The sequence below is a fragment of the Erythrobacter ramosus genome (assembly GCF_009828055.1).
Lineage (GTDB): Bacteria > Pseudomonadota > Alphaproteobacteria > Sphingomonadales > Sphingomonadaceae > Erythrobacter > Erythrobacter ramosus.
Genome location: NZ_WTYB01000002.1, coordinates 612,917 through 626,392 on the forward strand (window position 1 = coordinate 612,917; position 13,476 = coordinate 626,392).

Below are 13,476 nucleotides of genomic sequence, written 5' to 3' on the forward strand. Positions count from 1 at the left end.
CAGCCTCACAAGCCACCCCCCGTGGTTTTACTCACTTGCCGAAGCCGGTGGGAGCGGGGTCCACCGGGGTGACTTCGCCGCCCTTGATCTCGCGCACTTCAAGCGCGCGTTCGATCACGCCGTTGCGGGTGAAGCGGAAGGCGCCGTCCACCCCCAGAAAGCCGCCCTTGTCATAGAGCTCGGACTTGGGGAAAGGCGTGCCGACCTTCCAGTCGCGCGCGACACGCAAGGTCAGCAGCACGGCGTCATAGCCCAAGGTCGCCGTTCGGTAAGGCTGCGCACCGAAACGAGCGGCGTAGCTATCGGCAAAACGCTTATAGCGCTGGTCCGAAACCGCCGCGAACAGCGCGCCTTCCAGCGCAGGGGCACGGGCGAGGGCGGCATCACCGCTCCACAGTTCCGTGCCAAGGATGCGCGCACGGGTGCGGACGCCGCGCTGCAATTCGGCCGCAGCATCGATCCCGAGCCGAGCACTGTCGGCCACCAGCACGGTGTCATAGCCACCCGCCGCCCGCAGCCTGGCCGCTGCGGAGACAATCGAGGTGTTGCCGCGCGCATAGCCTTCCTTGCGAACAAGCGACCCGCCATAATCGCGCAGCGAGTTCTCCAAAGCCGAGAATGCGCGCGCGCCATAATCGCCCTCAGGCACGAGCACCGCAAAGCGCGCCGCGCCGCGCGAGCGGGCAAAGGCGACCGTGCGGCGGATCGATTGTTCCGGCATATGGCCGATCACGAAGACATCCGGCCCGGCAACTGCGGCGTCATTGGCAAAGGCGATCACCGGCACACCGGCGGGGCGTGCGGCGGCTTGCACTGCGGGGACGGCGTCGGCGGTCAGCGGGCCGAGGATCAGCTTGTTTCCGTCCGCGATGGCTTTCCGTGCCGCAGTCGCCACGCCTTCGGAGGTGTCATAGGTGGTGATGCGCAGATTGTCCGCAGTGGTATCGAGCAGTGCCATGGTGGTGGCATTGGCAATCGCCTGACCGACCGCGGCGGTGTCGCCGCTCATCGGCACCAGCAGCGCGATGCGGTGGCGGCCGGTATCGGTGGGGAGCGCAGTCGCCGAAGGCTCGGGCGCGGGTGCAGGCGGCGGGGCAGTGGCCACGTCAGTCTTGGGGATCACCTGACAGCCTGCCGCAAGCATCGCCGCGCCAGCCAGAGCGACATTGCGCCCGCGCAGGTGCCGTGCCGCATCCATCAACCAACCGGCCCAAACCGGTGTGTTCCAAAGCTTCATTCTTGCCGACCCCTCAGTCGTGCTCCATGGACAGATCGATGACCGTGGAGCTGCCATCCATTCCCGCAAACATTCCCGAGCCCGGGCTGTATATCGTCGCCACCCCGATTGGCAATCTTGGCGACATGACCCTGCGCGCGCTTGGCGTGCTGCAAGGCGCGGCCATGATTGCCTGCGAGGATACGCGGGTGACAGGCAAGCTGCTGAAACATTTCGGAATCAAGGGACGGCTTCAGCGGCTTGATGACCACGCTTCGCCCGAAACCCGCACATGGATCATCGACGAAGCGAGGCGTATGCCGGTTGCGCTGGTGAGTGATGCGGGCACGCCGCTGATCTCCGATCCCGGCTATCGGCTCGTGCGTGAGGCGCGGGCGGCTGGCGTCAACGTGGTCAGCATCCCCGGCGCCTGCGCGGCCGTCTCGGCCCTGTCGATTGCCGGACTGCCGAGCGACCGGTTCCTGTTTGCCGGCTTTCTGCCGGTCAAGGACAAGGCCCGCAGCGAGGCGCTGACAGGGCTGGCCGATGTCACCGCGACGTTAGTGTTTTACGAAACCGCCCCGCGGCTCGAACGCGCCTTGCTCGCCATTGCCGAGCTGTGGCCGGACCGTGAGGTGGCGGTCGCGCGCGAACTCACCAAACTGCACGAGGAATGCCGTAGTGGCACCGCCGCCAGCCTCGCGGCGCATTACGCCGCGCACCCGCCCAAGGGTGAGATCGTGCTGTTGATAGGCCCGCCGACTGATGCCGAGGCGCCGGTGCTTGATGCCGATGCCATGCTCAAGGCGGCGCTGGTGGATGCCGGGCCGGGCAAGGCTGCGGGAATCGTCGCCAAGGCCACCGGGATCGACCGGGCGACGCTTTATGCCCGCGCGCTGGAGTTGAAGGGGGAATGAGCGAGAGCCGCAGTCCCGAAAGCCGCCGTGACGCCGATCAGCGCGGGCGCGAAGGCGAGGCCGAGGCAGCCATGTTCCTCGCGCAAGCCGGATGGCGCGTCGTCGCCGAGCGGGTCAAGACCAAGGCGGGCGAGATCGACCTGATCGCTCGCCGCGCCGGCCTTGTGGCCTTCGTCGAGGTAAAGTGGCGCGCGCGCAGTGTGGCGCTCGCCGATGCCATCGACGAACGCCGCCTCAAACGCGTTGCGGCGGCGGTCGAATGCGTCTGGCAGGATTACGCGACCGATGGTGAGGATATCCGAATCGACGTCATCCTGCTTGCGCCCGGCCGCAAGCCCACCCACATCGAAAATGCCTGGATGCCGTTCGGCTGATCCCTCGGAGTGAATTCATGACATTGCGCATAGCCGTCCAGATGGACCCCATCGACCAGATCAATATCGCGGGCGACAGCTCCTTTGCGCTGATGCTCGCCGCTCAGGCGCGCAGCTACACGCTCTATGAATACCACGTCGATAGCCTGACACTGGACGAGGATGACCGCCTGTTCGCCCATGCCTTCCCGGTGACGGTGCAGCGCATTGTGGGTGACCATTTCACGCGCGGCGATCAGGTGCGACTCGACCTTGGCAAGAATGTCGATGTGGTGCTGATGCGGCAGGACCCGCCGTTCCACATGGGCTACATCACCGCCACCCACATGCTGGAGCGCATCGGGGCGGAGACGCTGGTGGTCAACGACCCCGCCAATGTCCGCAACTCGCCCGAAAAAGTAATGGTGCTCAATTACCGCCGCTTCATGCCGCCAACGCTGGTGACGCGCAGCGTGGACGAGGTGCGCCGCTTCATGGCCGAGCACGGCGCGATCGTGGTCAAGCCGATCCACGGCAATGGCGGCAAGGCGATCTTCCGCATCGGTGAAAACGGCGAAAACCTCACCGCGCTGTTCGAGGTGTTCAACCAGACCTGGCCCGAACCGCATATGGTGCAGCCCTTCCTCCCCGAGGTCGCACAGGGCGACAAGCGGATCGTGCTGATCGACGGCGAAGTGGCAGGCGCAATCAACCGCGTGCCGGGCGAGGGCGAGTTCCGCTCCAACCTCGCAATGGGCGGATCGGCGCAGCAAACGGAACTGACCGAGCGGGAACAGGAAATCTGCGATGCGCTCGGCCCGGACCTGAAGCGTCTTGGCCTCACGTTCGTGGGCATCGACGTGATCGGCGGCAAGTGGCTGACCGAGATCAACGTCACCTCGCCCACCGGCATCGTCGCCATCGACCGCTTCAACGGCACGGATACGGCGGGCATGATCTGGAACGCGATTGAAGCGCGGGTTGCGGCAATGGCAGGGCAGTGATAGCTATGTAGCGACTGCTACAGGAGTCGCTGCCATTTCCGATCATCTCGCCACCGTCCATGCCGTGATCGCCGCCGTGGCGGTCAAGGATTACAACACCGCGCTCGCCCATTTCACTGAGGATTGCGAATACACCAACTTGCCGATGGGTAGCGTCATCGGCCTCCCCGCCATCCGCGCGGTGCTTGAACCGTTCTTTGCACCGACCATCGCAAACGAATTGCTCATCCTGCGCACGGCAGTGGAAGGCGATACCGTCTTTACCGAAAGGCTCGACCGTCACCAGATTGAGAGCGGGTGGGTCGAATTGCCGGTGACGGGCGTATTCGTCTTTCGTGAGGGAAAAATTGCGGTATGGCGCGAATACTTCGATCTCGCCACGCTGCTGCGGCAATGGCCAGAGCTTGCTGCCAGCCTGACCTGACAGCGTTCGCGGGCCATGCAAGGGCTGCGGGATCGCCAACCAACGGAAACCCCTAGTACGTCATGACCGCTTTCCTCCTCGAACTGCTCAACAAGGGCGGCTATCTCGGCATCTTCCTGCTGATGGCGGCCGAGAACATCTTTCCGCCGATCCCTTCCGAGGTGATCATGGGCGGCGCCGGAGTGCTGGTCGCCAAGGGTGAGATGACGTTCTGGGCGGTGTGGATCGTTGCCACGGTCGGCACGGCGGTGGGCAACCTGTTCTGGTACTGGATTGGGGTGCGCTGGAGCGAGGAACAGTTGAAGCGCATCATCGACCGCTGGGGCCGCTGGCTGACCTTCGAATGGGACGAATTCACCAAGGCGCGCAACATCTTCCGCAAATATGGCGACTGGATCGTCTTCGCTTTGCGCTTTTCGCCGATCCTGCGCACCATCGTCTCGCTGCCTGCGGGCCTTGCGCATATGAAGCTGTGGCGCTTCGTCATTTTCACAGCGCTTGGCTCGGGCATCTGGAACGCGGTGCTGATTTTCGGCGGACGGGCGGCAGCGCCGTTGGTCGAACGGTTCGAAAAGCTGGCGGGCTTCGGCGTGGTCGCCTTCGTGCTCGCCGGCGTGGCCTTCTATGTCTACCGTGTGGTGACGTGGAAGCCGGTCAAGGCCCACGAAAAGCAGGACTAACCGCGCTCTGCCCGCGGGTGAGCATTGCGATAATTCTCGAGCAGGCTGGCCGCATCGACGCGGGTGTAGATCTGCGTCGATCCGAGCGATGCGTGGCCGAGCAATTCCTGCAAGCTTCTGAGGTCCGCCCCGGCGCTTAGCAGGTGCGTGGCGAAGGAATGGCGCAGCGCGTGGGGCGTAGCGGTCTCGGGCAGGCCGAGCGCTCGGCGCGCCTGCGCCATGGTGCGCTGCACCATCGCGGGCGCGAGCGGCCCACCCTTGGCCCCGCGAAACAGCGGCTCATCGGGCGCAAGTGGCCATTTGCACAGCCGCGCATACTCCGCCACGGCCGCGCGCGTGATCGGCAGGATCGGGACCACGCGTTGCTTGCCGCCCTTGCCGGTGACTTGCAGCACTTCGCCGAGAATCGCATCGCGCCCGGTCAGCGACAGCGCCTCGGCGATCCGCAGGCCTGATCCATACATGAGCAGCAGCACCGCCCGGTCACGCGCGCCAATCCAATCGTCAGCGGCGAGCGTGTCGACCAGTTCGGTGAGATTGACCGCCTCGTCCGGGGTGACAGGGCGAGGGAGGCCCTTCTTGATCCGCGGCCCGCGCAGACGCGGTGCGGCAGGCTCGGGATCGCCGCTTTGCTGGCGGGCAAAGGCGATGAAAGCTTTGAGCGCTGACAGTTCCCGCGCCGTGCTGGCATTGCCCAGCCCCTCGGCCCGGCGTGCGGCGAGGTGAGCGCGCAAACCGTGCGCCTCTGTGCGGGCGACCGCTGCCCAGTCCTCCAGCCCGCCCGCTGCCACCAACCGCTCGGCAGCGGCAACATAGGCGCGCACCGTGTGGGGCGAGCGGCGGCGGTTATCGGCGAGGTGCGCGCGCCACGCCGCGATCACCGCGCCCCCGTTCATGCCGCGACCAACGTGTCAGCAACCAGCTTAGCGAGCAGCGCATCCAGCAGGCCTCGACCCGGCGGCGTGACTCCGAGGCGCGATCCATCGGCCCAGACCAGCCCAAGCGTTTGCAGGCGGGCGAGCGCGGCTTCATCGACCAAACCAGCTCGAGGCAGGCCGAAGCGGGTCGAAAGCGCTGCAAGGTCAATCCCCTCGGTCAATCGCAACCCCATCAACAGCGCCTCGGCAGCCTGTTCGGACACCGCCAACGCGCGCGCTTCGGCGATGCCGTTGCCTTGCCGCGCGACGGCGGAGAGGAAGTTTTCGGGCTTCTTGTGCCGTACCGTCGCCACACCCCCGCGCCGCCCATGCGCGCCGGGACCGATACCGGCGTAATCCTGATAGCGCCAATAGGCGAGGTTATGGAGGCTCTGTTCACCTATGCGGGCATGGTTGCTGGTCTCGTATGCGGGCAGCCCTGCAGCATCGGTAAGTGCCTGCGTGATGTCGAACAGTTCGGCAGCTTCGTCATCATCCAACGGCACCAACCGCCCGCGCCGGACATCGCTGGCGAACCGCGTGCCGGGTTCAATCGTCAGCTGGTAGAGCGACAGGTGCCCCGTGCCGAAACCCAGCGCGCGGGTCAGGCGGTCGTGCCACAATTCAGGCGTATGGCCGGGCAAGGCGTAGATCAGATCGAAACTCACGCGCTTGAAGTGGGCTTGCGCAGTTTCGAGGGCATCCAGTGCCTCAGAGGCCCCATGGAGCCGCCCGAGAAACTTGAGCTCGGCATCATCCAGCGACTGCACACCCAGCGACACACGGTTGATCCCGGCTGCGGCCAGCGCGGCAAAATTGGCGGTCTCCACCGAGGAGGGATTAGCTTCGAGCGTGATCTCGATGCCGTCAGCAAAGCCCCACAGCCGCTCGGCTTCCGCCAGCAGCGCGGCGACAAGCGCAGGCGGCATCAGCGAAGGCGTGCCGCCGCCGAAGAAGATCGACGTCAGCGCCTCTCCGCCGGCCAGCTCTGCCTCGGCGCGCATATCGGCCAGCAAAGCCGACTGCCACGCTGCCACATCCACACTTTCGCGGACATGCGAGTTGAAGTCGCAATAGGGGCATTTCTTGGCGCAGAACGGCCAGTGAATATAAAGCGCGCGGGCCACGGGTGGAATTTTCAGCCCCGCTTAATTGTTGGCGGATAGATCGAAGTCATGCGGAGTTCCTGTATCGTGTCCATCATTGCCCGGACCCTTGGTCTTGCGCTGGTTATGACAGCCGCGCCAGTGCAGCCGCAAGCCTTTCGCTATCCTTCGCCCGACGAGCGCGATTTTTTGACCGCACATAACCTAGCCCGCGTGGAAGCTGGCGCTACGCCCTTGGTGTGGAGCGAGCAACTCGAACGTGACGCGCTGGATTGGGCCGAGCATCTTGCCGCCAGTGATCGCTACGACCACGCCCCGCCCGCAAGGCGCAAAGGGCAGGGGGAGAACCTGTGGCGCGGGCCACGCGATCGTTGGTCGCCGTGGGAAATGGTGGGGTTCTTCGTCGAAGAGAAGCGCCATTTCCGCGATGGTGACTTTCCTGACGTTTCACGCACCGGCCAATGGAGCGATGTCGGGCATTACACGCAGGTGATCTGGCCGCAGACCCGCGAGGTGGGCTGTGCCATTGCCCGCACCAGATCGGACGAAGTGCTGGTGTGCCGCTATTGGCCTGCGGGGAATATCTGGGGGGCTCGGGTGGAAACCAGTAAACAGGTGTCGCGGCGTTGACGCTCTATCCGAATTGTTCGGCGACCAGCTTGGCAAAGGCGTCCGCGCGGTGGCTGACCGCGTGCTTTTCCTCCGGCGCGATCTCTGCGAAGGTCTGATCGCTGCCCGCCGGCACGAACACCGGATCGTAGCCAAAGCCGAGCAGCCCCCGCGGCGGCCATGTCAGTGAACCATCGCAGCGCCCTTCGTAGATCGCATATTCGCCATCCGGCCATGCCAGCGCGAGCACACAGTGGAACGCGGCCGAGCGGTCCACGTCGGCGCCCTTTTCCGCCAGCATGCCCTCGACCTTACCCATCGCCATGTACCAATCGCGGCCCGGAGCGCCCTCGAACCATTGCCGTGCGGCCCAGTCGGCGGTGTAGACGCCGGGGCGGCCATCGAGCGCGGAGACGCTGAGACCACTATCGTCGGCCAGCGCCGCCAAACCCGATGCCTCCGCCGCAGCGCGCGCCTTGAGTAGCGCGTTCTGGGCAAAGGTGGTGCCGGTCTCGTCCGGCTCGGGCAGACCGAGCGACCCAGCAGACAGGCACTTGACCCCATAGGGATCGAGCAGCGCCGAAATCTCCTTGAGCTTGCCCGCATTATGCGTGGCAATCACCAGAGATCCGGAGCCTAGGCGGCGTGTCATTTCACCGCGTCCAGTTGCGCCGCGAAGATCCGGTCGCAGCCGATGCGGGCGAGGCGCAGGAGGCGCAGGAGCGCTTCCTCGTCATAGGTCGCACCTTCGGCAGTAGCTTGCACTTCGGCGATCTTGCCGCCCGACAGCAGCACGAAATTGCCGTCAGCCTCGGCGTTTGAATCCTCGTCGTAATCGAGGTCGAGCACCGGGGTGCCCTTGAAGATGCCACAGGAAATCCCGGCGACCTGCGCCGAGATCGGATCGTGCTTGATATCGCCCGATGCCATCAGCCCGTTGATGGCGAGGCGAAGTGCGATCCACGCGCCGGAAATCGCGGCGGTACGGGTGCCGCCATCGGCCTGGATCACGTCGCAATCCAAGGTGATCTGGCGCTCTCCCAGCTTCTGGAGATCGACCACTGCGCGCAAGCTGCGCCCGATCAACCGCTGGATTTCCTGCGTGCGGCCCGATTGCTTGCCCTTGGCCGCTTCACGCGCGCCGCGGGTGTGGGTGGCGCGGGGGAGCATCGAGTACTCGCCCGTCACCCAGCCTTCGCCCTTGCCGCGCAGCCACGGCGGCACGCCGCGCTCGACGCTCGCGGTGCACAGCACCTTGGTATCGCCGAAGCCGATCAGCACCGATCCTTCCGCGTGGCGGGTGTACCCGGTTTCAATCGTGATGGCGCGCATTTCATCGGGCGCGCGTCCTGAAGGGCGCATGGGTGTTCCTTTGCTGTTTCGCGGGCCATTAAGCGGCGCGCACTTGCCGCCGCAAGCGCAAAGACTAAACATTGCGCGTATGACCTCGCTCCCCGTCACCGAACTGACCCACCGCGCCCGCGAAATTTTTCGCCGGGTGGTGGAGGGGTATATCGATAGTGGGCAGCCGGTCGGCTCCAAGACTCTGGCTGCGGATGGCACCTTGAACCTTTCGCCCGCTTCGATCCGCAGCGTGCTGGCCGATCTGGAGACGGCGGGCCTGCTCGCCGCGCCGCATACCAGCGCAGGGCGGATGCCGACCGATGCGGGCCTCAGGATTTTTGTCGACGGGATGATGCGCGTGGCCGAACCCACGGCGCAGGAACAGGCGGCGATCGAGGCGCGCCTCGCCGAAGCCGGGCCGGTCGAGGCTGCGATCAAGCAGGCGAGCGCGATTCTGTCCGACCTGTCGGGTGCGGCAGGAATGGTGCTGGTCGCGCCGCGCGAACAGAAGCTGGCGCAGTTCAGCTTGGTCGATCTGGGGCAGGGCCGCGCGCTCGCGGTGCTCGTGGGGGAGGATGGCGGTGTCGAAAACCGCGTCGTCAACATCGGCGGCGCGCTCAATCCGGGGGCGCTCGACCGGGCGAGCAATTACGTCACCGCCCGGCTCGCGGGCCGGACGCTGGCCGAAGCCGCGCAGGCGATGCGCACCGAAATCAATGCCGGCAAATCGCAGCTCGATGATGCCTCCCGCGATCTGGTCGAGCGCGGGCTGGCCGTCTGGAGCGAGGATGCTGCCGCGCGCCCGGTGTTGATCGTGCGCGGCGCGGCGAACCTGCTTGATGAGAGCGCCTTGGGTGATATCGAACGGGTGCGCAGCCTGCTGGAAGACCTCGAAAACAAGCAATCGGTTGCCGAACTGCTCGATTCCGCACGCGAGGCCGAGGCGACCCGGATTTTCATCGGCTCAGAGAACCGATTGTTCGCACTTTCGGGGTCCTCCGTCATCGCCTCACCCTATCGTGATCGCGAGGGCCGGGTGGTCGGCGTGTTGGGCGTCATTGGCCCCACGCGGTTGAATTACGCGCGGGTAGTCCCCATGGTGGATTTGACCGCCCGTTCGCTGGGCAAGCTCATCGCTTGAATGGAAAGCCGTAGGAAATGACCAACAATGAAAAGCCGCTGGATCAAGCGGTTGAAGACGAATTGAAGGGCGTGCCCGAACATCTTCGCGAAGGCGGGGACGCTGATGACCAGATGGCCGAAGCGCTCGAATCGCTGCGCCGCGATCTGGAAGGTGCCAAGCAGGAAGTGCTCTATGCTCAGGCCGAGACGCAGAACGTGCGCCGCCGGTTGGAACGCGAAAAGGACGAAGCGCGCGCCTATGCCGCGACCGGTTTTGCCCGCGATATCCTGAGTGTTGCCGACAATCTCGCCCGTGCGGTGCAGGCGATCCCGGAATCCTTGCGCGCTGATGACAGCATGAAGGGCCTGGTGATTGGCATCGAAGCAACCCAGCGCGAGCTCGAGAAGGTGTTCGCCAGCCACGGCATCACCCGCATCGCTGCAGTTGGCCTGCCGCTCGACCCGAACCAGCATCAAGCGATGCTCGAAGTGCCGACTACTGATCATGAGCCCGGCACTGTCGTGTCGGAAATGCAGGCCGGGTGGATGATCAAGGACCGCTTGCTGCGCGCCGCGATGGTGGCGGTGGCGAAGGCTCCGGATTAGGCGGCGAAGGGCAGAATGCTCTCGTAAGCGACAAGTGCTGGGGCGCCCGGCACTTGCCCGCCACTGCGCAGCAAGAACGCGTGGCGCACGATTTCGGCCTGCTGCTCGATCCCGTAGCGCCCCAGCGTCCAGCCCGGTCGCAGAGCATAGTCATAGCGGCACCACGGGTGGCGGCGTAGAACGAGATACCAGCGGCCAAGCGTCTGCGCCTGCCACACGTGCACCATTTCGTGGATGAAGTGGGCCTGACGCTCCACCGAAGCGGCGGCGAAATCGTCGCAATAATGCGCCGCGCCGGGGTGAAAGTGTAGGTGCCCCATTGGCGCCATTGTCACGCCTCTGGGATGCAGCGGGAAGAACTTGCGGCGGCGGATGGTCACACGAGCATAATCGATCGCCTCGCCGAACATCGAGCGGGCGAGGGCGACCTCTCCAGTGGTCAGCGAACGTGCGCCGCCGACCGGGCAACCGGCATCTGGATAAAGCGGCGGCGCGTTGGCCACCCCTTTAGCCAGCCTCCCGGTCAGCGCCTTTTTCAGCGCTCTTCCCCGGCCGCGCGTACAGGCGCGTCGACAGTGGCGCTGGTGCCGTCCGACAAGGTCAACGTCACCTTGGCGATGCCGCCTGCTGCTAGCGCGGCCGAAGGCTCCATCGCCATCACATGCAGGCCGCCCGGCGCAAATGTCACCGGCGCATCCGCGGATAGCGGGACCGCATCGGTCATCGTCATCTGCATTTTTCCAGCGCTTTCGGCATAATCATGGATCATCGTCATCCCCGCGCCCTCAACCGCAACGCTGGTGAGAGTTACGGGCGCTGTGCCGCTGTAGGAAAGGTCGAAATAGACCGCCGCCGGATTGCCCGCGACCGGGGCGAGCACCACGCGCGCATTGCTCACTGTGAGGCTGGTGGCGCCTTTGGCCTCACCCGCAGGCGCGTCAGCCGCGCCTGAGCAGGCGGCAAGACCGGCGAGGCTTGCGCCAAGGGCAATTGCCAGTGCGGTGCGTCGGATGGTGTTCACCTTGCATGTCTCCCTTGTGGAATGGCGGCAAAACTAGGGGCGCCGGTCTCTTGTGCCAAGCAAAACCACACCTATATCGCCCTCACAAACGAGCCGCCAAAGCGCTTTGCCCATATCGGGGAAGCCTACCGGCGCGGTGTCCAACAATTGTCCTATGGATGGGGTAAAAATGGCTAAAGTTATCGGTATCGACCTCGGCACCACCAATTCCTGCGTTGCTGTCATGGATGGCGGCAAGCCCAAGGTTATCGAAAATTCCGAAGGCGCGCGCACCACGCCGTCGATCGTCGCTTTCACCAAGGATGGCCAGCGCCTGATCGGGCAGCCGGCCAAGCGTCAGGCGGTCACGAACCCCGACAACACCCTCTTCGCGATCAAGCGCCTGATCGGCCGCCGCTTTGAAGACCCGCTGACCAAGAAGGACATGGGCCTGGTTCCCTATTCCATCGTGAAGGGCAAGAACGGCGATGCCTGGGTCAAGGCCGGTGAAGAAGAATACAGCCCGTCGCAGGTCTCGGCCTTCATTCTCCAGAAGATGAAGGAAACCGCCGAAAGCTATCTCGGCGAGACCGTAACGCAGGCGGTTATCACCGTGCCCGCCTATTTCAACGACGCCCAGCGTCAGGCGACCAAGGACGCCGGCATGATCGCCGGCCTTGAAGTGCTGCGTATCATCAACGAGCCGACCGCGGCTGCCCTCGCCTACGGAATGGACAAGGAAGATGGCAAGACCATCGCCGTCTATGACCTTGGTGGCGGCACCTTTGACGTCTCGATCCTTGAAATCGGGGACGGCGTGTTCGAAGTGAAGTCGACCAACGGGGACACCTTCCTCGGCGGTGAAGACTTCGACAATGCGATCGTGGAATTCCTCGCCGATGCCTTCAAGAAGAAGGAAGGTATGGACCTCAAGACCGACAAGCTCGCGCTTCAGCGGCTGAAGGAAGCTGCCGAAAAGGCCAAGATCGAGCTGTCGAGCGCGGCCTCGACCGAAATCAACCTGCCCTTCATCACCGCGCGCATGGAAGGTGGCACCACCACCCCGCTGCACCTGGTGGAGACGATCACTCGCGCTGACCTCGAAAAGATGGTCGACACGCTGATCCAGCGCACGCTAGATCCGTGCAAGAAGGCGCTGGCAGATGCCGGTGTTACAAAAGACCAGATCGACGAAGTGATCCTCGTCGGCGGCATGACCCGTATGCCTCGCGTGCGCGAAGTGGTGGAGCAGTTCTTCGGCGCCAAGCCCCACACCGGCGTGAACCCGGATGAAGTCGTCGCCATGGGCGCGGCCATTCAGGCAGGCGTGTTGCAGGGCGACGTCAAGGACGTGTTGCTGCTCGACGTGACCCCGCTTTCGCTCGGTATCGAGACGCTGGGCGGCGTGTTCACCCGCATGATCGACCGCAACACCACCATCCCGACCAAGAAGACCCAGACCTACTCGACCGCCGAAGACAATCAGAACGCGGTGACGATCAAGGTCTATCAGGGCGAACGCGAGATGGCGGCGGACAACAAGATCCTCGGCAATTTCGACCTGATCGGCATCCCGCCTGCTCCGCGCGGCGTGCCGCAGATCGAAGTGACCTTCGACATCGACGCCAACGGCATTGTGTCGGTGGCGGCGAAGGATAAGGGCACCGGTAAGGAGCAGACGATCAAGATCCAGGCTTCGGGTGGCTTGTCGGATTCCGACATCGACCAGATGGTCAAGGACGCCGAAAAGTTCGCCGAAGAAGACAAGAAGCGCCGGGCAGCTGCCGAAGCGCGCAACCAGGCCGACAGTCTGGTGCACGCGACGGAAAAGCAGCTCGAAGAGCACGGCGCGAAGATCGACGCTGCGACCAAGACGGAAGTCGAGGAAGCCATCGCGGCGGTGAAGACTGCGCTCGAAGGCGGCGATGCCGATGACATCAACGCCAAGGCACAGGCCTTGACCCAATCGGCGATGAAGATGGGCCAGCAGATCTACGAACAGCAGCAGGCCGCAGGGCCGGACGCCGCTGCCGAGACGGCTGGCGAAACGGCCGCCGACGAAGAAGTCGTCGATGCCGAGTTCTCCGAGGTCGACGAAGACAAGAAGGGCTAAGGCCCCGATGCAACCCAGTGCGCAGCAGATGCAGCCGGTTCCTGATTCCGGCGCATCGGCTGCGG

16 protein-coding genes are annotated in these 13,476 nt (G+C 64.6%); 9 read left to right on the plus strand and 7 right to left on the minus strand.

Features of this window, described 5'->3' with window-relative positions:
- Positions 1-31 precede the first annotated feature (31 nt).
- A complete protein-coding gene (locus GRI59_RS09555) occupies positions 32-1,237 on the minus strand; it encodes a penicillin-binding protein activator (RefSeq protein WP_237440763.1) in 1,206 nt (401 codons plus the stop codon).
- Positions 1,238-1,275: 38 nt separating this feature from the next.
- Here GRI59_RS09555 and rsmI point away from each other — a divergent pair, with 38 nt between their 5' ends.
- From rsmI to GRI59_RS09580, 5 genes are all read left to right on the plus strand, one after another.
- Positions 1,276-2,133, plus strand: a complete 858-nt coding sequence (gene rsmI, locus GRI59_RS09560) for a 16S rRNA (cytidine(1402)-2'-O)-methyltransferase (protein ID WP_160760953.1) — start codon at positions 1,276-1,278, stop codon at positions 2,131-2,133.
- On the plus strand, positions 2,130-2,507 hold the full coding sequence (locus GRI59_RS09565) for a YraN family protein (RefSeq protein ID WP_160760954.1): 378 nt from the start codon (positions 2,130-2,132) through the stop codon (positions 2,505-2,507). Before rsmI ends, GRI59_RS09565 begins: the two co-directional genes overlap by 4 nt.
- A gap of 17 nt (positions 2,508-2,524) precedes the next feature.
- Positions 2,525-3,490 (plus strand): glutathione synthase, encoded by a 966-nt coding sequence (gene gshB, locus GRI59_RS09570; RefSeq protein ID WP_160760955.1) that lies wholly within the window; start codon positions 2,525-2,527, stop codon positions 3,488-3,490.
- A complete protein-coding gene (locus GRI59_RS09575; RefSeq protein WP_202390946.1) occupies positions 3,456-3,914 on the plus strand; it encodes a limonene-1,2-epoxide hydrolase family protein in 459 nt (152 codons plus the stop codon). The genes gshB and GRI59_RS09575 overlap by 35 nt, the downstream gene beginning before the upstream one ends.
- Before the next feature lie 62 nt (positions 3,915-3,976).
- Entirely contained in the window at positions 3,977-4,594 is a 618-nt protein-coding gene (locus GRI59_RS09580; protein ID WP_160760956.1) for a DedA family protein, read from the plus strand.
- On the opposite strand, the gene GRI59_RS09585 is transcribed toward GRI59_RS09580, so the two are convergent.
- Positions 4,591-5,490 (minus strand): tyrosine recombinase XerC, encoded by a 900-nt coding sequence (locus GRI59_RS09585; protein WP_160760957.1) that lies wholly within the window; start codon positions 5,488-5,490, stop codon positions 4,591-4,593. The two genes, GRI59_RS09580 and GRI59_RS09585, sit on opposite strands and share 4 nt — an antisense overlap.
- Complete coding sequence (gene hemW, locus GRI59_RS09590; RefSeq protein WP_183363614.1) at positions 5,487-6,638, minus strand: radical SAM family heme chaperone HemW; 1,152 nt, start codon at positions 6,636-6,638, stop codon at positions 5,487-5,489. The genes GRI59_RS09585 and hemW overlap by 4 nt, the downstream gene beginning before the upstream one ends.
- Positions 6,639-6,743: 105 nt before the next feature.
- Here hemW and GRI59_RS09595 point away from each other — a divergent pair, with 105 nt between their 5' ends.
- Complete coding sequence (locus GRI59_RS09595; RefSeq protein WP_237440764.1) at positions 6,744-7,247, plus strand: CAP domain-containing protein; 504 nt, start codon at positions 6,744-6,746, stop codon at positions 7,245-7,247.
- A gap of 4 nt (positions 7,248-7,251) precedes the next feature.
- Here GRI59_RS09595 and rdgB read toward each other — a convergent pair whose 3' ends face one another.
- Together rdgB and rph are read right to left on the minus strand one after the other, a co-directional pair.
- Complete coding sequence (rdgB, locus tag GRI59_RS09600; RefSeq protein ID WP_160760959.1) at positions 7,252-7,878, minus strand: RdgB/HAM1 family non-canonical purine NTP pyrophosphatase; 627 nt, start codon at positions 7,876-7,878, stop codon at positions 7,252-7,254.
- Positions 7,875-8,588, minus strand: coding sequence for a ribonuclease PH (rph, locus tag GRI59_RS09605; protein ID WP_160760960.1), 714 nt, complete (start codon positions 8,586-8,588; stop codon positions 7,875-7,877). Before rph ends, rdgB begins: the two co-directional genes overlap by 4 nt.
- Positions 8,589-8,667: 79 nt before the next feature.
- Between rph and hrcA the strand changes: the two genes are divergently transcribed.
- Both hrcA and GRI59_RS09615 read left to right on the plus strand, forming a co-directional pair.
- On the plus strand, positions 8,668-9,711 hold the full coding sequence (gene hrcA / locus GRI59_RS09610; RefSeq protein WP_160760961.1) for a heat-inducible transcriptional repressor HrcA: 1,044 nt from the start codon (positions 8,668-8,670) through the stop codon (positions 9,709-9,711).
- Between the two features lie 17 nt (positions 9,712-9,728).
- Complete coding sequence (locus tag GRI59_RS09615; protein ID WP_160760962.1) at positions 9,729-10,298, plus strand: nucleotide exchange factor GrpE; 570 nt, start codon at positions 9,729-9,731, stop codon at positions 10,296-10,298.
- On the opposite strand, the gene GRI59_RS09620 is transcribed toward GRI59_RS09615, so the two are convergent.
- On the minus strand, positions 10,295-10,708 hold the full coding sequence (locus GRI59_RS09620) for a vgr related protein (protein ID WP_160761609.1): 414 nt from the start codon (positions 10,706-10,708) through the stop codon (positions 10,295-10,297). The two genes, GRI59_RS09615 and GRI59_RS09620, sit on opposite strands and share 4 nt — an antisense overlap.
- A gap of 125 nt (positions 10,709-10,833) precedes the next feature.
- On the minus strand, positions 10,834-11,319 hold the full coding sequence (locus GRI59_RS09625; protein ID WP_160760963.1) for a copper chaperone PCu(A)C domain-containing protein: 486 nt from the start codon (positions 11,317-11,319) through the stop codon (positions 10,834-10,836).
- A 169-nt stretch (positions 11,320-11,488) separates the two neighbouring features.
- Between GRI59_RS09625 and dnaK the strand changes: the two genes are divergently transcribed.
- On the plus strand, positions 11,489-13,411 hold the full coding sequence (dnaK, locus tag GRI59_RS09630) for a molecular chaperone DnaK (RefSeq protein ID WP_160760964.1): 1,923 nt from the start codon (positions 11,489-11,491) through the stop codon (positions 13,409-13,411).
- Positions 13,412-13,476: the final 65 nt, after the last annotated feature.

What these genes read in the sequence shown, in the direction of transcription:
- GRI59_RS09615 (WP_160760962.1), top strand. Translation starts at nt 9,729, where the DNA reads ATGACCAACAATGAAAAGCCGCTGGATCAAGCGGTTGAAGACGAATTG.
- rdgB (WP_160760959.1), bottom strand. Translation starts at nt 7,878, where the DNA reads ATGACACGCCGCCTAGGCTCCGGATCTCTGGTGATTGCCACGCATAAT.
- rph (WP_160760960.1), bottom strand. Translation starts at nt 8,588, where the DNA reads ATGCGCCCTTCAGGACGCGCGCCCGATGAAATGCGCGCCATCACGATT.
- GRI59_RS09580 (WP_160760956.1), top strand. Translation starts at nt 3,977, where the DNA reads ATGACCGCTTTCCTCCTCGAACTGCTCAACAAGGGCGGCTATCTCGGC.
- gshB (WP_160760955.1), top strand. Translation starts at nt 2,525, where the DNA reads ATGACATTGCGCATAGCCGTCCAGATGGACCCCATCGACCAGATCAAT.
- GRI59_RS09620 (WP_160761609.1), bottom strand. Translation starts at nt 10,708, where the DNA reads ATGTTCGGCGAGGCGATCGATTATGCTCGTGTGACCATCCGCCGCCGC.
- hrcA (WP_160760961.1), top strand. Translation starts at nt 8,668, where the DNA reads ATGACCTCGCTCCCCGTCACCGAACTGACCCACCGCGCCCGCGAAATT.
- GRI59_RS09585 (WP_160760957.1), bottom strand. Translation starts at nt 5,490, where the DNA reads ATGAACGGGGGCGCGGTGATCGCGGCGTGGCGCGCGCACCTCGCCGAT.
- GRI59_RS09555 (WP_237440763.1), bottom strand. Translation starts at nt 1,237, where the DNA reads ATGAAGCTTTGGAACACACCGGTTTGGGCCGGTTGGTTGATGGATGCG.
- GRI59_RS09595 (WP_237440764.1), top strand. Translation starts at nt 6,744, where the DNA reads ATGACAGCCGCGCCAGTGCAGCCGCAAGCCTTTCGCTATCCTTCGCCC.
- dnaK (WP_160760964.1), top strand. Translation starts at nt 11,489, where the DNA reads ATGGCTAAAGTTATCGGTATCGACCTCGGCACCACCAATTCCTGCGTT.
- rsmI (WP_160760953.1), top strand. Translation starts at nt 1,276, where the DNA reads ATGACCGTGGAGCTGCCATCCATTCCCGCAAACATTCCCGAGCCCGGG.
- GRI59_RS09565 (WP_160760954.1), top strand. Translation starts at nt 2,130, where the DNA reads ATGAGCGAGAGCCGCAGTCCCGAAAGCCGCCGTGACGCCGATCAGCGC.